22 protein-coding genes and 1 pseudogene are annotated in these 21,020 nt (G+C 65.3%); 8 read left to right on the top strand and 15 right to left on the bottom strand.

From position 1 onward, the window contains the following. Positions 1 to 20: 20 nt before the first annotated feature. The 3 genes from H9532_RS15540 to H9532_RS15530 all read right to left on the bottom strand — a co-directional run bounded on the left by H9532_RS15540 (position 21) and on the right by H9532_RS15530 (position 3,902). Complete coding sequence (locus H9532_RS15540; protein WP_296370239.1) at positions 21 to 209, bottom strand: hypothetical protein; 189 nt, start codon at positions 207 to 209, stop codon at positions 21 to 23. An 88-nt stretch (positions 210 to 297) separates the two neighbouring features. Then, positions 298 to 1,566: a chloride channel protein gene (locus H9532_RS15535; RefSeq protein WP_296370237.1), complete on the bottom strand. Its 1,269-nt coding sequence runs from the start codon at positions 1,564 to 1,566 to the stop codon at positions 298 to 300. After that, a complete protein-coding gene (locus H9532_RS15530) occupies positions 1,563 to 3,902 on the bottom strand; it encodes a bifunctional (p)ppGpp synthetase/guanosine-3',5'-bis(diphosphate) 3'-pyrophosphohydrolase (RefSeq protein ID WP_296370234.1) in 2,340 nt (779 codons plus the stop codon). The genes H9532_RS15535 and H9532_RS15530 overlap by 4 nt, the downstream gene beginning before the upstream one ends. Before the next feature lie 115 nt (positions 3,903 to 4,017). Here H9532_RS15530 and H9532_RS15525 point away from each other — a divergent pair, with 115 nt between their 5' ends. Beyond that, entirely contained in the window at positions 4,018 to 5,649 is a 1,632-nt protein-coding gene (locus H9532_RS15525) for an ABC transporter ATP-binding protein (protein WP_296370396.1), read from the top strand. Here the strand turns inward: H9532_RS15525 and H9532_RS15520 are convergent. The 4 genes and pseudogenes from H9532_RS15520 to H9532_RS15505 form a co-directional block, all read right to left on the bottom strand. Next, entirely contained in the window at positions 5,625 to 5,858 is a 234-nt protein-coding gene (locus tag H9532_RS15520; protein ID WP_296370392.1) for a Nif11-like leader peptide family natural product precursor, read from the bottom strand. The two genes, H9532_RS15525 and H9532_RS15520, sit on opposite strands and share 25 nt — an antisense overlap. 39 nt (positions 5,859 to 5,897) lie before the next feature. Further along, positions 5,898 to 6,839 (bottom strand): annotated as a pseudogene (locus tag H9532_RS15515) (RluA family pseudouridine synthase); the annotation flags it as partial. Further along, positions 6,836 to 7,801 carry a ribosome biogenesis GTPase YlqF gene (gene ylqF, locus H9532_RS15510; RefSeq protein ID WP_296370232.1) on the bottom strand — a complete coding sequence of 322 codons (966 nt, stop codon included), beginning with the start codon at positions 7,799 to 7,801 and terminating at the stop codon, positions 6,836 to 6,838. The pseudogene H9532_RS15515 and the gene ylqF, both read right to left, overlap by 4 nt. Next, complete coding sequence (locus tag H9532_RS15505; RefSeq protein ID WP_296370230.1) at positions 7,798 to 8,175, bottom strand: universal stress protein; 378 nt, start codon at positions 8,173 to 8,175, stop codon at positions 7,798 to 7,800. Before H9532_RS15505 ends, ylqF begins: the two co-directional genes overlap by 4 nt. 124 nt (positions 8,176 to 8,299) lie before the next feature. Between H9532_RS15505 and H9532_RS15500 the strand changes: the two genes are divergently transcribed. After that, positions 8,300 to 9,505 (top strand): phosphoglycerate kinase, encoded by a 1,206-nt coding sequence (locus tag H9532_RS15500; RefSeq protein ID WP_296370229.1) that lies wholly within the window; start codon positions 8,300 to 8,302, stop codon positions 9,503 to 9,505. A 134-nt stretch (positions 9,506 to 9,639) separates the two neighbouring features. On the opposite strand, the gene H9532_RS15495 is transcribed toward H9532_RS15500, so the two are convergent. The 3 genes from H9532_RS15495 to H9532_RS15485 all read right to left on the bottom strand — a co-directional run bounded on the left by H9532_RS15495 (position 9,640) and on the right by H9532_RS15485 (position 12,184). After that, positions 9,640 to 10,143 (bottom strand): hypothetical protein, encoded by a 504-nt coding sequence (locus H9532_RS15495; RefSeq protein WP_296370227.1) that lies wholly within the window; start codon positions 10,141 to 10,143, stop codon positions 9,640 to 9,642. A gap of 63 nt (positions 10,144 to 10,206) precedes the next feature. Then, positions 10,207 to 11,466 (bottom strand): ATP-binding protein, encoded by a 1,260-nt coding sequence (locus H9532_RS15490; protein WP_296370225.1) that lies wholly within the window; start codon positions 11,464 to 11,466, stop codon positions 10,207 to 10,209. Then, positions 11,444 to 12,184, bottom strand: a complete 741-nt coding sequence (locus H9532_RS15485) for a response regulator (protein WP_296370223.1) — start codon at positions 12,182 to 12,184, stop codon at positions 11,444 to 11,446. Before H9532_RS15485 ends, H9532_RS15490 begins: the two co-directional genes overlap by 23 nt. Before the next feature lie 128 nt (positions 12,185 to 12,312). On the opposite strand from H9532_RS15485, the gene H9532_RS15480 reads away from it, so the two are divergent. Continuing rightward, a complete protein-coding gene (locus H9532_RS15480) occupies positions 12,313 to 12,786 on the top strand; it encodes a hypothetical protein (RefSeq protein ID WP_296370221.1) in 474 nt (157 codons plus the stop codon). After that, the gene (locus H9532_RS15475) at positions 12,783 to 13,664 is read left to right on the top strand and encodes an NAD(P)-dependent oxidoreductase (protein ID WP_296370219.1); all 882 of its coding nucleotides are present in this window, start codon (positions 12,783 to 12,785) and stop codon (positions 13,662 to 13,664) included. Before H9532_RS15480 ends, H9532_RS15475 begins: the two co-directional genes overlap by 4 nt. Here the strand turns inward: H9532_RS15475 and H9532_RS15470 are convergent. Further along, positions 13,654 to 14,394 carry a hypothetical protein gene (locus H9532_RS15470; protein WP_296370217.1) on the bottom strand — a complete coding sequence of 247 codons (741 nt, stop codon included), beginning with the start codon at positions 14,392 to 14,394 and terminating at the stop codon, positions 13,654 to 13,656. The two genes, H9532_RS15475 and H9532_RS15470, sit on opposite strands and share 11 nt — an antisense overlap. 54 nt (positions 14,395 to 14,448) lie before the next feature. Here H9532_RS15470 and H9532_RS15465 point away from each other — a divergent pair, with 54 nt between their 5' ends. Genes H9532_RS15465 through H9532_RS15455 form a run of 3 tightly spaced genes read left to right on the top strand, consistent with a single transcriptional unit; the run spans position 14,449 to position 16,118 of the window. Further along, entirely contained in the window at positions 14,449 to 15,525 is a 1,077-nt protein-coding gene (locus H9532_RS15465; RefSeq protein ID WP_296370215.1) for a UDP-N-acetylglucosamine--N-acetylmuramyl-(pentapeptide) pyrophosphoryl-undecaprenol N-acetylglucosamine transferase, read from the top strand. A 51-nt stretch (positions 15,526 to 15,576) separates the two neighbouring features. Further along, positions 15,577 to 15,855 (top strand): type II toxin-antitoxin system Phd/YefM family antitoxin, encoded by a 279-nt coding sequence (locus tag H9532_RS15460; RefSeq protein ID WP_296370213.1) that lies wholly within the window; start codon positions 15,577 to 15,579, stop codon positions 15,853 to 15,855. Further along, positions 15,852 to 16,118 carry a Txe/YoeB family addiction module toxin gene (locus tag H9532_RS15455; RefSeq protein WP_296370212.1) on the top strand — a complete coding sequence of 89 codons (267 nt, stop codon included), beginning with the start codon at positions 15,852 to 15,854 and terminating at the stop codon, positions 16,116 to 16,118. Before H9532_RS15460 ends, H9532_RS15455 begins: the two co-directional genes overlap by 4 nt. Here H9532_RS15455 and H9532_RS15450 read toward each other — a convergent pair. From H9532_RS15450 to H9532_RS15440, 3 genes are read right to left on the bottom strand one after another with little or no spacing between them, the layout of a single operon-like run. Continuing rightward, positions 16,112 to 16,498 (bottom strand): HEPN domain-containing protein, encoded by a 387-nt coding sequence (locus H9532_RS15450; RefSeq protein WP_296370209.1) that lies wholly within the window; start codon positions 16,496 to 16,498, stop codon positions 16,112 to 16,114. The two genes, H9532_RS15455 and H9532_RS15450, sit on opposite strands and share 7 nt — an antisense overlap. Beyond that, the gene (locus H9532_RS15445; RefSeq protein WP_296370207.1) at positions 16,485 to 16,904 is read right to left on the bottom strand and encodes a nucleotidyltransferase domain-containing protein; all 420 of its coding nucleotides are present in this window, start codon (positions 16,902 to 16,904) and stop codon (positions 16,485 to 16,487) included. Before H9532_RS15445 ends, H9532_RS15450 begins: the two co-directional genes overlap by 14 nt. Before the next feature lie 9 nt (positions 16,905 to 16,913). After that, positions 16,914 to 18,008 (bottom strand): aminotransferase class I/II-fold pyridoxal phosphate-dependent enzyme, encoded by a 1,095-nt coding sequence (locus H9532_RS15440; protein WP_296370206.1) that lies wholly within the window; start codon positions 18,006 to 18,008, stop codon positions 16,914 to 16,916. A 170-nt stretch (positions 18,009 to 18,178) separates the two neighbouring features. On the opposite strand from H9532_RS15440, the gene H9532_RS15435 reads away from it, so the two are divergent. Continuing rightward, complete coding sequence (locus tag H9532_RS15435; RefSeq protein WP_296370204.1) at positions 18,179 to 18,892, top strand: pentapeptide repeat-containing protein; 714 nt, start codon at positions 18,179 to 18,181, stop codon at positions 18,890 to 18,892. Here the strand turns inward: H9532_RS15435 and H9532_RS15430 are convergent. After that, entirely contained in the window at positions 18,889 to 20,991 is a 2,103-nt protein-coding gene (locus H9532_RS15430) for a general secretion pathway protein GspD (RefSeq protein WP_296370202.1), read from the bottom strand. The two genes, H9532_RS15435 and H9532_RS15430, sit on opposite strands and share 4 nt — an antisense overlap. Between the last annotated feature and the right edge of the window lie 29 nt (positions 20,992 to 21,020).

Genomic DNA, 21,020 nt, shown 5'->3' with positions numbered 1-21,020 from the left:
GTCCCCCGGGGCGAAAAACCTCAGCTCGGCGGGAATCCCGGGCAGACCATCAGATCGATATGCCCACCGCTGGGATGGCGCCATTCGCGGAACTCCTCGCTGAGGGCCTGATGCGCCTGGATCTGCTGCTCGTGCTCCAGCGAGATCAAGCGCTGATGCACCAGATCCAGGGTGTCGTCGATCAGTTGAGCGGCCTGTTCGGAGGTCATGGCATCGGCTGCAGCATCACCCCGTCGTAGGAGCTGCCATCGCTTGCAGCTGTAGTGCAGGCCACCAGCATCCGGTTGTGTTGGCGGATCAGGACGATGCCGCCAGCTGCGCTTCATTCCAGGTGCTGCCGCGCCACGGCTCAGCCAGTTCTGCACTAACAGCGCTGGCGAGCAACAACGGCACCAGCAGCTGTGGATCGCCCTGCAGCGTGAACACAAACAGGGCGCAGAACAGGGGCGTGCGGTTGGCGGCGGCGAACAAGGCGGCGGCACCGATGGCTGCCAGCTGCGCACGGGCCACGGCGGGCAGTCCGGTGAGCGGGCTGGCCAGCAGGGCACCGAGCGTCATCGTGTCGTGCATCAGACCGCCCGGGGCACCGGCGGCAATGCTGATCAGCGACGCCAAAAAGCGACACAGCAAGGTGCCCAGCGAGCCGCCGCCATCACCCTGGAGTGCCGCGGCCAGCGAAAGAGACCCATCGTTGAGGCTCAGGCCACCGCTGATCCAGGCCAGGAGCGTGAGGAGTGCCGCCACAAGCGCAGCGGCCCTGATCCGCTGCGCGCGCAGGCGAACCGCCAGCCCATGGGCCAAGGGAATCAACAACCGCACGAACAGCGCTCCCAAGCCCGCCCCCAGCACCGTGAGCAGCAGAGCCCAGGGCCAAACAGCGCTGTCCAGCAGCCCAAGGGTCAGCCCCCCAAGCCGTGCCGGCTGCCCGAGTGTTGTTGCCACCACCGCACCACTTCCGGCCAGCAGCAACGTGGGCAGCACCATCGACAACCCCTTCTCGCGGCTGAGCTCTTCGATCGCATAGGCCACGCCCAGCAGCGGTGAGCGGAAGGCCGCCCCCAAGCCGGCGCCACCCCCGATGGCAGCCAGCAGGGGAATCGGCAAAGCAGCCCAGGCCTGGATGTGAGGCCAGCGGCGCCGCACAGCCAACAGCAACGAGGCACCGAGCGCAGCCGAGGGAGATTCCACGCCCACGGTGAGCCCAGCCAGATGGGTCAACACGATCAACGGCAACCGCCGCAGCTGAACCCCCAGCTCAAGCCGTTCCAAGGCGGGGTTCTGCGTGGAGGCCTCCGTAGAGCTGCGCTGCAGCACCAGCACCGGTGTGAGGCCACCACCACCGCCCCGGGCCAGCGGTCCCCAAGCCAGCCACAGCATCGCCAACGTGCCTGCGAACACCAGCGCAGCCGCCGACCCATGAGGAGCCTGGGCCTGCAGCCACAGGCGCCGTTGCACCAGAAAACCCAGTTCGGAGAGCAGTTGATAGGGCCACTCCGCCAGCCCAAGCAACAATCCCAGCCCGAGCCAAATCAGCAACGCTCCAAGAGCGTTGTGGCGGGCGTTCACGAACCGATGCCGGTGCGGGCGATATCGAGCACATCCGCCATCGAGCGGATCTGATCCAGGGTGTCGCGCAGCTGGTGCGCGCTCTGCAACTCCACCCGCAGATCGATGCGAGCCGGCTTGCCGGGATTGGTGCGTACGCGCGCATCGCTCACGTTGATGCGGTAATCGGAGAGGCGGGTGAGGATGTCCTTGAGCACGCCAACGCGATCGAGGACCTCGATGCGCAGCTGCACCGGGTAGCGGCGGCGCAACGCCTCGGCAGCCTGCGGATTCCACTGCACCGGCAGACGGCGCTCCACCGGCACAGCGCTGAGATTGGCGCAGTCTTGGCGGTGAATCGTGATGCCGTGGTTGCCGAGAGCCACCGTGCCCACGATGGTTTCGCCGGGCAGGGGGCTGCAGCAGCCGCCCAGGCGGTATTCCAAGCCTTCCAACCCCAGGATCGGGCTGGCTTCTCCGTGGGTACTGACCGGAGCCACCGGGGCGGCAGCCGCCTGCGCTTCCACCTTGCGGGCCAGCTCTTCATTGCTGAGCACCGGTTGAGCCTCGGCGGAGGCCAGGCGCAGCTCCTCCCGCAGGCGATTGAGCACCTGATGCAGGGTGACGCCGCCAAAACCGATGGCAGCGAGGAGATCTTCGGTGGCCACCAGATTGCAGCGGCGCGCCACCTTGGCCATCGCCTCGCCATGCAGCAGGGCGTCGAAGCCATCGCGACCCAATTCGCGCTCGAGCATTGCAGTGCCGCGTTGAATGTTCTCTTCGCGGTGGCTTTTCTTGTACCACTGGCGGATGCGATTGCGGGCGGTGGGGGTCGCCACAAAATTCAGCCAATCGAGGCTGGGGTGGGCGGATTTCGAGGTCACCACCTGCACAAAGTCGCCGTTCTGCAGCGGCGTGGCCAGGGGGGAGAGGCGGTCATTGATACGAACGCCCTGGCAGTGGTTCCCCACTTCCGAGTGAATGCGATAGGCGAAATCCACGGCCGTGGAACCCTTGCGCAGGCCCACCACATCACCCTTGGGGGTAAACACAAAGACCTCCTCATCGAAGAGGTCTTCCTTGATCGAACGCAGGAAGTCGTTGCTGTCGTCGCCGACGCCATCCTTCTGCCAATCCACCAGCTGCCGAAGCCAGTTGAAGCGCTCCGCATCAGCACCGGTGGCCGCGGGCGAGCCGCCCTCCTTGTATTTCCAATGGGCGGCGATGCCGAACTCCGCCACGCGGTGCATTTCAGCGGTGCGGATCTGCACTTCGATCGGACGATGGCGACCGATCACCGCCGTATGCAGGGATTGATAGCCGTTGGGTTTGGGCAGGCCGATGTAGTCCTTGAAGCGGCCAGGAATCGGGCGGAAGGTGTCGTGCACCACTGCCAACGCCCGATAACAACTCTCGAGATTGGGGCAGATGATCCGCAGAGCGGCCACGTCGTAGATCTCGTGGAACGCCTTCTGCTGGCGCTCCATTTTGCTCCAGATGCCATAGAGATGCTTGGGCCGGCCGCTCACCTCGCAGTCGGCCAAACCCACCGCCGCAAGGCGATCGCGCAGCAGCTGCACGGTGACACCGAGGCGCTCCTCCCGATCGCTGCGCTTGCTCGCCACCTGCTGCTGCACATCGCGGTAAGCCTCGGGTTCGAGGATCTTGAAGGCCAGATCCTCCAGCTCCCACTTGAAGCGGCCGATGCCGAGACGGTTGGCCAGCGGGCCGTAGATCTCGCGGGTTTCGCGGGCGATGCGCTGCTGCTTCTCCGGCTTGAGCGCCCCGAGGGTGCGCATGTTGTGGAGCCGATCCGCCAGCTTCACCAGCACCACGCGGATGTCGCTGGCCATGGCTAGGAACATGCGCCGCAGGTTCTCCGCCTGGGCCTCGGTTTTGTTGGTGAAGTGAATCCCGCCGAGCTTGGTCACGCCCTCCACCAGCCCGCGCACCTCGGCGCCGAAGTGCTGCTCGATCTCTTCAGGGGTGACGTCGGTGTCTTCAACAACGTCGTGCAGAAAACCGGCGGCAATCACGCCCGCGCTGGCACCGATGTCGCGCAGCAAATCCGCAACGGCGACGGGATGACAGATGTAAGGCTCACCGCTGGCCCGCACCTGGCCGTCGTGCAATTGAAAGGCGAAGTGGAAGGCGGCGGCGAGCAGGCCCTCCGCATCGGTGGGACAGCTATCACCAACGCCGGGAGGCACGTGCTCGATGCAGCGGCAGAGCCACTCGGGCAGCTGGATGCCGTAATCGGCGGGGCCGTGGATTGGGCGCAGGCCCAGGGGCGCAGGCGGAGTCAAGGGGGCGTCCAGGGCTGCCGCTGACGCTGTGCCGGTCACCGCCTGGAGCATGACGCCCTGCCGTTCAGTCCATCGTATGCAGCAGCTGAAACAAACCGGCCCCATGTGCGGGACTGCCAGCGAAGCGGCTGCCAACCTGACGTCCACCAGCACCGCCGCGCCCGCCATGGCCGCCCGCCAAACCTCCGGCCCGGTGCTGCAGCTCGATCAGCTGGTGGTGCGCTACCCAGCTGCCGCCAACGACACCCTGGCTGGGCTGACCCTCAGCCTCAACCCCGGGGAACGCCTCGCCCTGGTGGGCCCCTCCGGCTGCGGCAAGAGCACGGTGGCCCGGGCGGTGCTGCAACTCCTACCCCAGGGCAGCCTCTGCAGTGGCGGGCTGCAGCTCTGCGGCGAGGATCCCCGCCGCCTGCGGCGGGGCGCACTGCGGCGCCTTCGGGGCGAAGCCGTGGGCTTGGTGTTCCAGGACCCGATGACGCGGCTCAACCCTCTTCTGAGCATCGGCGAACACCTGGCTGACACCCTGGCTGAGCACCGACCGAGCTGGAAGCGCCACCAGTTGCGCGTTCGGGCCGAGATGCTGCTGGAGCGGGTTGGCATCAGCTGCGATCGCTACGGCAGCTACCCCCATGAATTCAGCGGCGGCATGCGCCAGCGCCTGGCGATCGCCCTGGCGATGGCGCTGGAGCCAGCGCTAGTGATCGCCGATGAACCCACCACCAGCCTCGATGTGGCGGTGGCCGCTCAGGTGATGGAGGAGCTCTGCCGCCTGTGCGCGGAATCGGGCAGCGCCCTGCTCTTGATCAGCCACGACCTAGCGATGGCCGGGCGCTGGTGCGATCAGATCGCCGTGCTGGATCAGGGACGGCTCGTGGAGCAGGCACCGGCCCAACAACTACTCACAGCGCCCCATTCCCTCCTGGCTCAGCGGCTGGTAGGAGCCGCGCGCGCCCGGGAGGGCAGCCGAACCCCCAGAGCACCCGAGGCAGCCCCGCTGCTGATGGAGCTGGAGGACCTTCGCTGCTGGCACCCGCTGCCCGGCCTGCCGTGGCAGAAGCGTTGGTATCGAGCCGTGGATGGGGTGAGCCTGCAGCTGCGCCAGGGCGAAACCGTGGGGGTAGTGGGCGCCTCCGGCTGCGGCAAAAGCACCCTCTGCCGAGCCTTGATGGGACTTGTGCCGGTGCGCGGCGGCAGCGTGCGCCTGCAGGGCCAGGATCTGCGCAGGCTGCGGGGTGAAGCGTTACGGCGGGCCAGGCGGCGCATCCAGATGGTGTTTCAAGACCCCCTGGCCTGCCTCAATCCCGTGATGAGCGTGGCCGATGCCATCGCCGATCCCTTACTGATCCATGGGCTGGCCACCCCGGCTGCCGCCCGCGAGCGAGCCCGCGACCTACTGGCCGCGGTGGGGCTCAACCCGCCGGAAGCGTTCGCCAACCGTCTACCCCGGCAGCTGTCCGGCGGCCAGCAGCAGCGCGTGGCCATCGCCCGCGCCCTGGTGCTCGAGCCTCAGGTGCTGCTCTGCGACGAGAGCGTGAGCATGCTCGATGCCGAGATCCAGGCGGAGGTGCTGCAGCTGCTGAGGGAGCTGCAACAACGGCTGGGGCTGGGGCTGATCTTTGTGACCCACGACCTCTCCGTGGCCAGCGGCTTCTGCCAGCGGGTGATCGTGCTGGATGGTGGCCGGATCGTGGAACAGGGGCCTGGGGATCAACTCCTAGAGCATCCCGAAGCCCCAATCACCCGCACCTTGGTGGAGGCGTGCCCGCGGCTGCCTCAGCCGGCCAGCTCCCACCACTGAGGCTTCATGAAGTAGTCCTCGTCCTCGTAGTCCACGAGGAGGCCATCGCGGTGGTTCACCAGGTCGGCGGGGCGCACCTCGAAACCAGCCTGGCGAGCGATCGCCGCCACCTCATCAGCATCAGCTGCAGATGTGGCAGAGAGCTGCTGCTGCAGGGCGGGGTCCTGGCGCACCGCCGTGATGAAGGCCAGCAGGCTGTGCTCGGCCATGGACAAGGCCTCAGGGGGAAACGACATCCCAGTCTGCGTGCGGCGCCGCAGGACGGCGAGCAACTTGTCAAACACCTCAGGAAGGGGCGCTTCAAAGAGCATCCGCTCGCGGCTGATGGGGTGATCCAGGCCCAACTGAAAGGCATGCAGAGCCTGACCCGGCAGGGCCATCGGCAGCTTGCGGCAACGGGAATAGACCGGGTCTCCCACGATCGGGTGGCCGATGTGGGCGCAATGCACGCGGATCTGATGGGTGCGGCCGGTGTCGAGCTTGAAGCGCATCAGCGAGTAGTCGCCGAGGCGCTCCACCAGGGTCCAGTGGGTGCAGGCGTGGCGGCCGCTGTCGTCATGCACCACGGCGTATTTCTTGCGGTCGGCGGGATGACGGCCGATCGCCCCCACGATCGTGCCGTGTTCAGCCGCGGGCACGCCATGCACCACCGCCAGGTATTCGCGTGAAGCGATGCGCTTCTGGATCTGCACCTGCAGCTTCACCAACGCTTCCTGGCTCTTGGCCACCACGATGCAGCCGGTGGTGTCTTTATCGAGGCGGTGCACGATGCCGGGGCGCAGCTTGCCACTGATGCCCGGGAGATCGGGGCAGTGGTGCAGCAGGCCATTCACCAGGGTGCCGTCTTTATTGCCGGGGGCCGGGTGCACCGTGAGGCCGGCAGGCTTGTTGAGCACGATCAAGTGCTCGTCTTCAAACAGCACATCCAGGGGAATCTCCTGGGGCATCAGGTAGGGGAGCGGCTCAGGCGGCGGCATCCACAGCTCCACCGTGTCGCTCTGGCGCAAGGGGGTCTTGGCGCGACCGGTGACGCCGTTCACCCGCACATAGCCCGATTCGATGAACTTCTGAATGCGGGCACGGCTTTGCTCGGGGCGCTGGGCCACCAGCCAGCGATCCAGCCGCATCGGCAGGGGCTTGGGATAGGTGAGGGTGAGCAGCTCCCCTTCGCCTTCACCGAATCCGCTCACGGCAGTTCCAGAGCCAGGGGGCCCAGCATGCCCCGGCGGAAATCGTCGAGGAAGCGCTGCGCCATGCGGGCGGTGTCGCCGCTGGTGTGCCGGGCTGCCGCGGCCTCCAGCCAGCCATGGGCGTTGGGGCGCAGGGGGTGAACAGGCTCAACAGGGGCACCATCCTGATTCCGTACAGCATGTACAGGGCGATCAGCCAACGAAGTTGCGCTCTCCAGCGGCTGCACAGGAACCCCGTAACGGCTCTCGAGCAGCCCGGGCTTCACGCCTGAGGCCACCGTGCCCTCCAAGCCCGAGAGCATCTGCACGAAGGCCATCGCCACCGCTTCACCGTCGTAGGCGGCCTGGCCGATGTCGTCGCAAAGGGCGAGCCGCAGGGCAGCCAGCTGGTCGTCGAGGCGGGGCGGCAGCACGCCCGGGGCATCCAGCAGATCTAGGTCTTGCCCCAAGCGCACCCAGCGCAGGCTGCGGGTCACACCGGCGCGGCGGGCGCTGTCCACCACCTTCTGGCGCACGAGGCGGTTGATCAGGGCTGACTTGCCCACATTCGGGAAGCCGAGCATCAGGGCCCGCACCGGACGGGGCCGCATGCCCCGGGAGCGGCGGCGTTCGTTGAGGGCGTCGCCGGCGCGGATCGCCGCCTGCTGCAGCTGCTTCACGCCGGTGCCGGCCTTGGCATCGCTCCACCAAGGCGTCTGGCCCTGGCTGCGAAACCAGGCATCCCAGGCGTCTTGGGCCGCTTTCGGAATCATGTCGCGCCGGTTCAGCACCAGCAGGTGCTGCTTGCCGGAGATCCAGCGCTGCAGGCGCGGGTGGCCGGTGGCGGTAGGGATGCGGGCATCGCGCACCTCAATCACCAGATCCACCTTGGCCAGGTTGTCGGTGAGTGAGCGCTCCGCCTTGGCGATATGCCCCGGGTACCACTGAATGGCCGGTGCGGCGGAACTCAGCAACTCACTCACGGAACCACCAACACAGGGCAGGGCGCCAGCTGGATCACGCGCGAGGCGGTGCTGGGCGCTTCATCAGCCTCCAGCGTGAGGCCTCGCGTGCCCATCACGATCACATCGGCATCGATCTCATCGGCCACATCGCAGATCACGAAAGAAGGCTTGCCCTCCCGCTCGATCACGTCACAGCTCACCCCCTGCTCCTGAAAGCGGCTGCGCGCCTGCTCCAGCAACTCAGCGACGGCCGCGGGGTCGTCCTGGTCGGGCTCCACCACCGAGAGCACCACCAACTTGCTCTGGTGCTGCTGGGCGAGCTTGAGGGCCGTGGCGGCGGTTTCAGCCGCCTGACGGCTGCGATCGATCGGGAAGAGAACGGTCTCGAACATGGCCGACTGGCCGGTGCTTTCTCTGTTTAGCGCCAGAAACGCTGATCACTGGAGAACCCACCAGTGAGGTTCCCCTCTTGACCGGCCCGCTAAATTCGCCCGACCTTTCCCTTAGCCCCCACCCATGGCGAAGCGCTCCCTGGCCAGCCTCTCCGCTGATGAACTGCGCGGTAAGCGCGTGCTGGTTCGGGTCGACTTCAACGTTCCCCTGAACGACGCCGGCGCCATCACCGATGACACCCGCATCCGCGCTGCCCTGCCCACCATCAACGACCTCACCGGCAAGGGCGCCAAGGTGATCCTCTCGGCCCACTTCGGCCGTCCCAAGGGTCAGGTGAACGAGGGCATGCGCCTCACCCCCGTGGCTGCCCGCCTGAGCGAGCTGCTGGGCAAGAGCGTGGTGAAGACCGACAGCTGCATCGGCCCCGATGCCGAATCCAAGGTGGCGGCCATGGCCGAGGGCGATGTGGTGCTGCTCGAGAACGTGCGCTTCTTCGCTGAAGAAGAGAAGAACGAGGGCGACTTCGCCAAGCAGCTGGCAGCCCTGGCTGATGTGTACGTGAACGACGCCTTCGGCGCCGCCCACCGCGCCCACGCCTCCACCGAAGGGGTGACCCAGTACCTGAGCCCCAGCGTGGCCGGCTACCTGATGGAGAAGGAACTGCAGTACCTGCAGGGCGCCATCGATGAGCCCAAGCGTCCCCTGGCCGCGATCGTGGGCGGCTCCAAGGTGAGCTCGAAGATCGGCGTGCTCGAGGCCCTACTCGACAAGTGCGACAAGATCCTTGTCGGCGGCGGCATGATCTTCACCTTCTACAAGGCCCGCGGCCTGGCCGTCGGCAAGAGCCTGGTGGAAGAGGACAAGCTGGAGCTAGCCAAGGAGCTCGAGGCCAAGGCTGCGGCCAAGGGTGTTCAGTTCCTGCTGCCCACCGACGTGGTGCTGGCCGACAACTTCGCCCCCGACGCCAACAGCCAGATCGCCAAGGTGGAGGCCATCCCCGACGGCTGGATGGGCCTGGATATCGGTCCTGATTCTGTGAAGGTGTTTCAGGACGCCCTGGCCGACTGCAAGACCGTGATCTGGAACGGCCCCATGGGCGTGTTCGAGTTCGACGCCTTCGCCGCCGGCACCAACGCCATCGCCACCACCCTGGCCGACCTGAGCGGCAAGGGCTGCTGCACCATCATCGGCGGCGGCGACTCCGTGGCGGCTGTGGAGAAGGCTGGCCTTGCCGACAAGATGTCGCACATCTCCACCGGTGGCGGCGCCAGCCTCGAACTGCTGGAAGGCAAGGTACTGCCCGGCGTGGCCGCCCTCGACGAAGCCTGATCGCCACGAGCACTCAAGTCATCTCTGGTGAGGCCCCCGCATGGGGGCCTTTTTTTGGTTCAGCGACCGCTATCCAGAGGGGATAAAGATGGCCGCTGGTGCAGGGCAGCATGCCACTGCCCCACAATCAAGCCTCAGAGATCGGCACTGTCGTCGGCCATGCCTTTTGAAGCAGGGCCAGCCTGACGCAGCGGCAATTTATAACGCGACCTCAAAGCATTTAACTCTCGAACAAACTGCTCTCGCTCTTGGCGACGAGCTTTTCTTGCATCTTTAAGGCATTCATCCGCACCCTCACGCTGACGGGTACGTTCCAAGCAACCCTCCAACGATTTCAATCTGGCGAGGCGTTGGGAACTGCCGCGCTGCTCAAGCTCACGCAAGCCAGAAAAATAGGAACGCAACTGAGGAGAACTCAGTCGAGCGAGAGCCCTAGCCTCCTGATCTCTTTGATTAGGCGAACCTGACTGAGACGTCTGAGCCATGGCAGGAAGATTTCCAGCCACCGCGAAACCGGTCAGCAAGCCAAGCGACAGCAGCCGTGAGAAGGCAATCTTCGGATGTGAAAGCTGGATCAACATTGTCAAACCGTTGAGTAACGGCCTTGGGGACACATGGATTCTGAGCCAGGCAGGCACAAAAACAATGACTGGCTTGCTTCAAGATGCGACAAGAGTTGACTGACCCGTCACAAGCCACTCTTAATCGCAGGACCTCGTCAGCCCCTTGAACACCACAGCGAAACCCTTCTCGTCATCTAAACGCTCCAATCCACCACCGTGGAACGCCGCAACACGGGAAGCGATCGCCAGGCCCAAGCCACAGTGTCCCGTCCCGCCCCGCGCGTGGTCCAGCCGTTGAAACGGTCTCAAGGCTTGAGGCCAAGCTTCAGCGCTAATGCCCTCGCCGTGGTCCCACACCTCGATACGGAATCCGTCCTGGCCATCGCGCCTCAGCACGAGTCGCAGCGGCGGCCGGCCATGGCTCAAAGCGTTGTCGATCAGGTTGCCAACGGCGCGGCCCAGGGCTGTGGGCTGCACGTTGGCCTGCAGGGGCTCGAGATCGAGGCTGAGCTGATCCGGCTCAATCGGGGCACTGAGCTCTGCCAGCCACGCATCCAGCGGTAACTCCACGGCAGGCTCCGCATCACCGCCACCGGCAAACAACAAAAACTGCGCTGTGATCCGCTCCAGCGCATCGAGATCGGCCTCGGCCCGCTGCTGCTCGGCATGGCCAGCCAGCCGCAACCGCAGCCGGGTGAGCGGGCTTTTCAGGTCATGGGCAATGCCGGCCAGCATGGTGGAGCGCTCCCGCTCATTCGCCGCCAGGCGCTGCACCATCGCCTTGAAGCGGGCCGTGAGCCGCCGCACCGCACCGCTGCCTGATGCCGGAAGAGGTGCAGCCGGCGACTCGCTGTTGCCCACCTGCGCCAGGGCCTGTTCGAGCTGTTGCAGCGGCCGCTGCACCTCCCACCAGAGGTAAAGCAGCGAGCTGGAAATGCTGCCCGCCAGCAAGGCCAGGCCCAACAGCAGCGGATCGGGGGCACCGCGACGCGAAGCATCCAGGGGTGTGAACAGCCACACCGGCTCGAGCGGAGAGAGCAACTCCACCCACACCCCAGGGCGTTCACCCGCAGCCGGCAACACCGGCGGGCAAGGGGTGATCTGCCGGCACAGCTCCTGCTGCAGCTGGCGAGCCTGGCGCTGCAAGCGGCCATCGCGGCTCAGGGGCGGATTCGCCCCCACCCGCAACGGCAAACCGCTCAAGCGCGAGAGCGCTGCCGGGGGCAGGCGATCGAGGGCCAGCTCCCCCAAGCGCAAGTTGAACGCCACCTCAGGGCCGAGCTGGATGATCTGGGCCCGCTCCAACCGCTGGGCCAACAGCGCCTGCAGTAGCGCCAGGCTGAGGGCCGACACCCCGGCCCCCACCAGCGCGTATTTAGCGGCTGCGGGGCTGGCCATCGGGCACAAACACGTAGCCATAGCCCCACACCGTTTGCAGGTAGCGGGGTCGGGTGGGATCGGGCTCCACCAATTTGCGCACCCGGGACACCTGCACATCCATGCTGCGGCTGTCGGTGTCGGAACCGGGGCCGCGGGCCAGCTCGATCAACCGCTCCCGCGACAGCGGCCGATGGGGGTGCTGCACAAAGGCTGAGAGCAAGCTGAATTCACCGCTTGTGATCACCACCGGCACACCGCCGCGCTCGAGGCTGCGCGCCGCCAGATCGAGGCGGTTCTCGCCGAACTCCACCAGCTGCCCCTCCGCCAGGGGCGTGCCTGCGGGCAGGGCCACGCGGCGGCGCAGCACTGCTTCGATGCGGGCGGTGAGTTCGCGCGGCAGAAAAGGTTTGCCGAGGTAGTCGTCGGCGCCCTGTTCGAGGCCGATGATCCGATCCACCCCGTCGCCGCGGGCGGTGAGCATCACCACGGGCAGATCGTCACCGCCATCGCGCAAGCGGCGCAGCAGGGTGAGGCCGTCGTCGCCGGGGAGCATCACATCGAGCACCACCAGATCGGGCCGCTGGCCCACCAGACGAGCCATCAGCTGCTCGCCGCTGCTCAGGCAACGCACGTCATAACCCTGATCGGTGAGGTAGGTGCCGAGCAGCCGGCGCTGCTCGGGGTCGTCATCCACCACCCAGATCCGCGCTGAAGCCGAACGCGACGCCACTGCCATCGAGGGTTTCCAGGGCCTGAGCCGACTGTATGGAGATCCGGGCGCCAAGGCCGCCGCAGACAGATCTGGTCACAGCTTCATGGGGCCCACGCGCGCTGGATCGAGCCATCACTCCATAGCCTTGAACCATGCGCCGAACGCTGCATGGATGGGGGGCCCTGAGCCTGGCGATCTGCCTGGCCGCGGGCGCTGGCGCCCAGGCGCAGACCCCCGCCGAACAGCAGAGCTACCAGCAGCGCATGCGGCTGCTGTTTGAACGACTTGACCGCAACAACGACCAGCGCCTGCAGCGCCAGGAAGTGCAGGGCCAGCCCTATCTCGAGCGCCACTTCGAGCGCCTCGACCGCCGTCAGCGTGGCTATCTGGGCCCTGAAGACCTGTCGCCCAGCAGCGCCTCACGCGGTGAACGGGCTGTGCGCTTCTTTCAACAGGCCGACCGCAACGCCGATGGCGTGATCGATCGGCGCGAAGCGGAGGCGTTCACATGGCTGAAGCGCCATTTCGGCCAAGCGGATCGCAACGGCGATGGCCGCGTGGATCCGGCAGAACTGCAGGGCCTGGCCGAACGGCGGCGCGCCTCCTCCCCAACCCCATCCCCATGAACCTGGCCTGGATCGGCTTAGGCGCCATCGGCACCCCGATGGCGCTCAACCTGCTGAAGGCGGGCTACGGCCTCACCGTGCACAACCGCACCCCCAGCCGCTGCGCTGCTCTGGAGGCCGCCGGAGCCGAGGTGGCCCCCAGCCCCGCCGCCGCCGCCCGCCAGGCCGATGCGCTGTTGCTCTGCGTGAGCGATGACGCCGCCGCCGAAGCGGTGCTGCTGGGCGGGCCCGATCCCGCAGTCCGCACACAAGCTGCTGTGGCTGGTCTGCGCCCCGGCTCCCTGGTGATCGACTGCTCCACCATCAGCCCCGCCACCAGCCGCCGCTTGGCGATCACCCTGGACGAGCGGCAGATCCGCTACATCGACGCGCCGGTGACCGGCGGCACCGAAGGCGCCAAAGCCGGCACGCTTTCGCTGCTGGTCGGCGGCGATTCCCATGATTTGGAGCGGGCCCGGCCCCTGCTGGAGGTGATCGGCGGCCGCATCACCCATTTTGGCCCGGTGGGATCCGGCCAGGAGGCCAAGGCGGTGAACCAGGTGCTGGTCGCAGGCAGCTACGCCGCCGTAGCCGAAGCCCTGCAGCTGGCGGAGCGGCTCGGGCTCGATCGCCACCAGGTGGTGGAGGCCCTCAAGGGCGGCGCCGCCGGCTCCTGGGCCCTGGAGCACCGCAGCGCCCAGATGATCAACGACCACTACCCGCTGGGGTTCAAGTTGGCGCTGCACCGCAAGGATCTGGGCATTGCCCTGGAGGCCGCCGCGGCCCAGCAGCTGGAGTTACCCGTGACCGAACAGGTGGCGGCCATGGAAGACGCCCTGCTCACCAGCGGCCACGGCGATCTCGACGTGTCAGCCCTGGCCCGCTGGTTCAGAAGCTGAGCGCGGCCCGATCCGCCACCACACGCACCTGTTTGCTGGCGGCCACGATGCCCTTGGGGTGCACCAGCAGCACCGCCCAGGTCTGGGTGCCGGGCTGATAGGGCGCCTGAGCGCTCTTAAAAATGCCGCCACCGCCGAGGGCTTCAAGCTGGAGGTCGGGGGTGCGCATGCGTAATAGCTCACCGGCCGTGACCGGCTTCAGCGACCCCGCCACCACCGCGCCATCAAGGGGTTCATCGAACACCACGTCCACGTCGTAGCGCTGGCCGGTGAGCACCGCATCGGGGATCAGCAGGCTCACCTTGAGATCGTTCTCGCCGCTCCGCAGCAACGAGCTCTCGCGCATCACCTCCTGGCTGCTGAAGCGACTGCCGCCATCGCCAAGCACCAGCTGCTGCTGCGCTTCGAAGCGGAAGCGATAGGGCCCCTCCTCACGGCTACCCGTCACATTGATCTGGGTGGTGGAGCGGCCGTCTTTGAGCGGGGCGCCGGGTTGCACGCTCCAGCTGGCATCAGGGAACTGCTCACGCAGCAGCAATCGGCGGCGCGCTACCTCGTCGGGATCGAGGCCGTTGCCGGGCTCAAGCACGGCGGAGAGGGCCTCAGGAGAGGTGCTGTTGAGCGCGTCCTGCAGGGCTTGCAGGCTGGGGGCGGCCCGCAGCGGGGCTGCCACCCCGATCACCAATCCGGCCAGAGCAACGGCAGCCGGCAGGAGAGGGCGCAACAGCACTGGAGCTCAACCAACACACGGCCCTTAAGTTAGGCGCGCCTTCCCGCCGCGCCCATGTCCCGCCTGTTGATCGCGGCCAGCGGCACCGGCGGACACCTCTTCCCAGCCCTAGCTGTGGCTCGCGCCCTGCCGGCCGATTGGCAGATCCAGTGGCTGGGGGTGCCCAACCGGCTCGAAACCGAACTGGTGCCTGCCGACATCCCGCTCCACACCGTGAACGCCGGCGGCTTACAGGGGCGCGGCCTGGAGAAACTGCTCAACCTGTTGCGCCTGCTTGGCGCCAGCTGGAGCGTGCGCCAGCTGATCCGCCGTGAGGGGATCCGCGTGGTGTTCAGCACCGGCGGCTACATCGCGGCCCCGGCGATCCTGGCGGCGCGCTGGTGTGGCGTGCCCGTGGTGCTGCACGAATCCAACGGCGTGCCCGGCCGGGTGACGCGCTTGCTCGGCAAGCTCTGCAGCCGCGTGGCCGTGGGATTGCCCCAGGCCGCCGAACGCCTGCCCGGCTGCCAGCCAAGGGTGACGGGCACCCCTGTGCGACGGGAGTTTCTGGAGCCAGCGCCACTGCCCGCCTGGGTACCCGCCGGATCCGGGCCGTTACTGGTGGTGATGGGCGGCAGCCAGGGGGCCGTGGGACTGAACCGGATGGTGCGGCCGCTACTGCCCCAGCTGCTCGCCACGGGTTGCCGGGTGGTCCACCTCAGCGGCAGCAACGACCCCGACAGCGGCCAGCTGCAGCACCCCGCCTACGCCGAGCGCCCCTTCAGCGATGAGGTGCCCGGCCTGCTCCAACACGCCGACCTGGTGATCAGCCGCGCCGGCGCCGGCAGCCTCAGCGAACTGGCCGTGTGCGGCAGCCCCACGATCCTGGTGCCCTTTCCTCAAGCCGCGGATAAACATCAAGACGCCAACGCCGGTGCAGCCGCAGCTCTCGGAGCTGCTGTGATCGTGTGGCAACACCCGCCGGAGCACCCGGCGCTGGGGCAGGCGATCTGGCGGCTTCTGGGGCCTCGGCTGCGGGGCTGCGATCCGGCGGTGGATCCGCTGCTGCAGCTACGGGCCGGGATGGAGCGGCTGGCGGTGCGGGATGCGGATCAGTTGCTGGCGGGGGTGTTGCTGGAGTTGAGCGCCTGATGCCCTCCTCGCCCCAACCCGCCTAGCCTTTGGACAGGAAGGCTGGACAAGATGACCATCGAAACGACCTACACCCAGGCCCGCGAGGGACTCAAGGGCCTGATGGATCGCGCTGTCCAGGACCGCGAGGTGGTGATGGTGCGCCGCCGCAAGGGCGGCGATGTCGCCCTAGTGGCCGCCGACGAACTGGAGGGGCTTCTGGAAACAGCCCACCTGCTGAGATCTCCCGCCAATGCCGAGCGCCTGCTCCGCGCGCTGAACCGCGTGAGTGAACAGACACTGCCTCCGACGGATCTGGATGCCCTGGAGAGACAACTGCAGGTGCCGTGAGCAGTGCGTGGGAAGCAGTGATCCAGCCTGAATTTCTTGAAGACTTAACGCACTGGGCGCAACACGCCCCCCGCAGCGCCCGAAGGCTGCTGGAGCTGATGCGAGCCATCCGGCGCGACCCCTTTTCGGGAATCGGGAAGCCGGAACCCCTCAAGCACCTCGGGGCGGGCGTGTGGTCGCGCCGCATCACCCAGGAGCACCGCTGCGTGTATCAAGTGAGCGATGGGCGGGTGCATTTCATCCAGGGGCGTTATCACTACTGACCTGAAGAAGAAGATTCCGAAGCCATAGCCATCTCGAGGCCCTTGAGGCGCCGCTCAAGCTCCGCGAGCAACTCATCTCTGGAGGTCGGCAACGCGAACGGACCATCCTCATAGCGGGCTTCCACCGCAAACACCTGAAGCTGCAGCAGCTCTTCCGGTAGCTGCTCGTTTAGTAGAAGTGCAAGATCAAGCAGCTCATGGGTGCGCGGAGCCGGCTGATCGCGCAACACCAGCTGAGCTTTGAGCAGCTTCTCCAAAGCCTGCTGGGCCTGAAAGCCCCACTCCTCATCGGGATACAAGGGATTGAGGTTGAGGCGCATCGCCTGCAGATGGCGGCGCACGATGCGCAGAAGCAGTGCCGCGTCTTCAGCCGGCGACATACAGCACCTTCCCTTCGCGCGCCACATCGCCCATCACGTGCCAGCGAGAGCCAGCCAGGCGCTGCGCGTCGGCAGCACCCACCACGACCAGGTCCACCCCGCAGCCCAGGGAACCGATCAACTGGCGGTAGGCCCAGCTGCGTTGGGTTTTCTCGGCCGGCGTGAGGCTCGGCTCTCGGCAGATCACGGCCAGATCGAGATCCGAATCAGCACGTGCCACGCCTCGGGCGCGAGAGCCAAAAGCAACCAACGCCTGGACAGCCGGCTGTGCGACCAACGCAGCGAGAGCCTGCCGGAGCCGGGCGCCGTCCAGTCCGTCATCGAGCTGCTGCAGGCCCGCCAGCTCCTGGGGCTCAAGCCAGGGAATGGCCGGCGGCGAGAAACGGGTGGAGGCAGAGCAGGCCATCCCCTGACGCTAGCGAGGGTGGCCAAGGAGCTCCTGCCGCAACGCCCGGATGATGCGGCGATTGCCACGGCGGCTCTGATAGCCGATCCGCAGCCACGTTTCATCGAGCCCTTCAAAAGAGCGGCAATCGCGCAGCAGGATGCGATGACGGATTTCCAGGGCTTCGCGCAGGGGCTGGAGCGAAAGCGGCCGTCCATCCTGTTCACCGCGTATTAGCAAGTAATTGGCCGCTGAAGGCATCGGCGTGATGCGAGGCAAGGCCTCAAGCTCGCGCTTCAGCCAGGCCCCCTCACGAGCAACCCAACGCTGCACCCGCGCACACCAATCCTCAAAACGCTGCGGAGAGCACAACAGCTCCTGAGCGATAGCCGACGCCACTGCATTCACCGGCCAGGGGTCGCGCCAGTGGGCCCAGCGCTGCAGCCGCTCGGGCTGGGCCACGGCGTACCCCAAGCGCAGGCCGGCAATGCCGTAAAGCTTGGTGAGGCTGCGGATCACCACCAGGTTTGGATGGTTCTCCACCAGAGGGATCAGCGACTGAGCCTCGCCTTGGGGCACCAAGGGCAGAAAGGCTTCGTCGCAGATCACCAGAGCAAAGCGATTAAGCAAGGGTTCAAGGGAGGCGCGGCTCCAGAGCTGGCCCGTGGGGTTGTGAGGGTTCGTGATCCAGGCGACCGCTGCCTGGCCAAACGCGTCAGGGAAGGGGGCAGGGCATGGGCTGGTCGACTCCAACGGCAACTCCAGCGGAACTGTGGAGCCGCTCCAGCAAGCCAACGCTCGTTGGTAATCGGCAAAGCCGGGCTGAGGCAAAAGGGACTCTCCCGCTGCTGCGGCATCACGAGCCGCCCAAGTGAACAGCTCAGCAGCACCGTTGCCAGGCAACACCGACTCCGGTTGCAATCGATGCACAGCGCTGATGCACCCTCTGAGATCAGCCAAGCGTCGATCTGGATAGGCAGTGAACGAGGCCCTTACACGCCTCGCACGAGCACTCCAAGGCAGGGGGAATGGAGCCAGGGATGCACTGGCATCCAGCAATTGATCAGGCCGACAACCCAAGCGCCGAGCCGCGTCGTCGACATTGCCACCATGGGCTTCGGGCACACCACACCAGAACACGCGCCCACCAGCCTGATCGACGCAACGCCAAGCAACCGTTAAAACAGCTAGGCCACATCCCTACGCGAATGCCCAAGCCCGGCTTGCTAGCCCGTGCATTGGTGCTCGCAACGAGCTTGAACGTGATCGCAGTCAGCGCCGCGGAGCCGGCAGCCGTGATCCGCACGCTGGAGCAGAGAAGCTGTGAAGGCTGCAACCTGCAAGATGCCGATCTCATTCATGCCGACCTCAGAGATTCCAGGCTGCAAGGAGCACAACTTCAACGGGCCAATCTCAGCGGTGCAAGGCTTGACGGCGCCAATCTTCGCCAGGCCAATCTCAGCTTCACCAGTCTTTCTGGAGCCTCATTACGAGGAGCCGATCTGCGCGGCGCGGTGCTCATCGGCACCGATCTACGTCACGCCGATCTCTCCGATGCCCTACTCGATCATGGAGGGTTAAGCCGTAGCCACTGGCAGCAAACAAAGGGAATCTCCCTAGCCGCCCACAGCTACGCAGAACTCCACAATGCGGGGATCAAAGCCGCTCAAGAGGGACGTCATCCGGATGCCGAATACTGGTTTGGAAGCGCCATCCAACGCATGCCCAATGCGGCGATTAGCTGGGTAGCGCGAGGCCTGAGCAGAGCCGAACAAGGCAATCTTCAACTGGCCGCTCGCGACCTTCAATACGCAGCAATCCTCTACACCTCGATGGGCGACACCCAACAGGCTGAATCACTCAATAAGGCAGCCAACATGCTGATCGAGCCACCCACCCGCCCAAAAGGCGGCAATGGAGCCGGTTCAAAACTTGTCAGCGCTGCCATCGCAGCGACGCAACTCCTCGCGCCGCTGGCTGCTAAAACGATGCTTCCGATCCCCTTCTAAAACGCTGGAGCAGGCGCACCAATGAACTGACGCGCCTCTTGGGTAGTCGCCTGATAGCCATAACCAAAGGCTCCACCCTGGGAATCATCCACGATTCTTGGCGTCACCAAGATCACCAGTTCGTTCTTTGAACGGTTATTCGAGGACGACCTGAAGAATTGACCCACAAAGGGCAAATCACCAAGAATGGGCCACTTGGTGACAGCCTGCCGATCTTCATCCGAAATGACACCAGTGAGGATTAGCGTTTGCCCGTCGCGAACGCGCACCGATCCGGTATCTAGGCGACGCACACGCAAAATACTGATATTTCCACAACCCTCAATCTGCTGAGGCGTATCAGCGATAGCCGAAACTGCTGGCGACAACGAAAATGTCACAAAGCCATTATCATCAATCTTGGAAACCTTGGCACCAAACGTGAGGCCAGCCGTGCCGAACTCAGGCTGGCAGGTATTTGGCGCCCCATTCTGACCAGCCTGAACGGTGTAATCAGTAATCACTTGCGTACCGACAGTCACGAACGACTCATTGGCGAACGGACGTCCGATCGACGCCGTATTAAGCACAGCATTCCCGCCATCTCCCGCCGCCGCCGCAACCGCTGCACCACCCTGAATGGGCTCCGCATTTTCACTTAGGATGAGCGTGGGACTAGCCAAAACCTTGGTATTTTCAGATTGAATCTGAGCACGGACTAGATCATAAAAGTTATTTGGCGCGTAGATCTGCCCTGGATTCTCGGGGCCAGGCAGGAGCGGATCCGCAGAAACGGGCGGGAGCCGGTTATTAAAGGCCCCAACCATTTGCCCTTCGCGACTGACAATAAAGTTATTACCGTACCTGAAAGCAAAACTATTTTTAATATCGGCATCATTCTTTAGAGTGACATCCAGAATCCTTACCGTTAGCGCTACTTGCCTCTGGCGGAGATCAATTTGGCGCAAATAGTTTTCGGCAATGCTCACCAGCTGCCCGTCGCCCACCAAGGTCACCGTCTGCAGACGTGAGTCCATGGTGCCAATCAAGCCAAGCAATGGACCCGATCCAGAACCATAGGTTTCTGTCGAGGTGATGGTTTCGCGCCTGGTCTGCTGGGTTTGTTCAGCGCCTGCAACCTGATTAGCCACCGACTGACCCGAGCTCACAACATTGGTGATCGATGTGACCTTGGTGATCCGTGCTCCAAGACTGGCCAAGTAGTTAGCAGCCGAGTCAGCGGAGACCTGATTCAAGCGATAGACCTTCGAGAGCTGCGCACCAAACGTCTTACCTAAAACAGAAGGGCCAACCATCAACATGCGACCCTCAAGCCTGCCCTGCAAACCTGCAGCCAGCAGAACTGAATTAATCGCGCGGGCATAGGATTCACCGCGAAAGGCTAAAGACACCAATGCGTCCTGATTCGATGCAGTTGATGACTGAGTAGCTCCACGGTCTGGTAGAGACGAGGCATCGTCTGCCACATACACGAACCCATATCCACCAAGTTGGGCCAAAGCCATCAAGGCATCTTTAGGCGGTGCATTGCGAAGGGTCATGGTCACTGGCGGACCATTCAGCTTCAAAAAACTGCGGTTCGAAAGCACCATCGTTCCCACTGCCATATCCCCAAGCGGTGGTGCCACTGCCCTGGGCTGGAGCGGTGGTGCATAGGAGGGCTGAGGGACAGCGCCAGGTTGGCGGAGGTTGAAGCGTGCCGACAGATCAGTGGGCTGGGTTGACGTTGAAAAACTGATGATCAGGTTCCGACCATCGGCACTCACCAGCGGTCGACCCAGCGGAGCACCTGGCATCGGCACGACCTGGAGCTGATAATCCCGGCCTGATCCATCCAGACTCACGCTCTGCAATCCGGCTTCAGGAAGCGTGATGCGCTGAGGCCCAAGTCGCAGCGATCCAGGGGTACCAATTTGCAGATCTCCACGCCAACTTTGTCCGTCTCGGCTTTGCTGCAACACCGGGGCTGCACCTGTACCTTCGATCACCAACTCGACGCCTTCCGTGGAACGCCTGAGAGTGAGCGCCATCGATCCACCTGAACTCGACGACGGTGCAGATGACGATGCCGCACCGCTCGGTCGAGCGATGGCGGTCATGGGGGGCAGCGTTGCCGCGGTGGCCAACA

Source organism: Vulcanococcus sp. Clear-D1, assembly GCF_014654725.1.
GTDB lineage: Bacteria > Cyanobacteriota > Cyanobacteriia > PCC-6307 > Cyanobiaceae > Vulcanococcus.
Note: the sequence above shows the minus strand (reverse complement) of the source record. Positions and strands in the feature narration are given on the sequence as shown.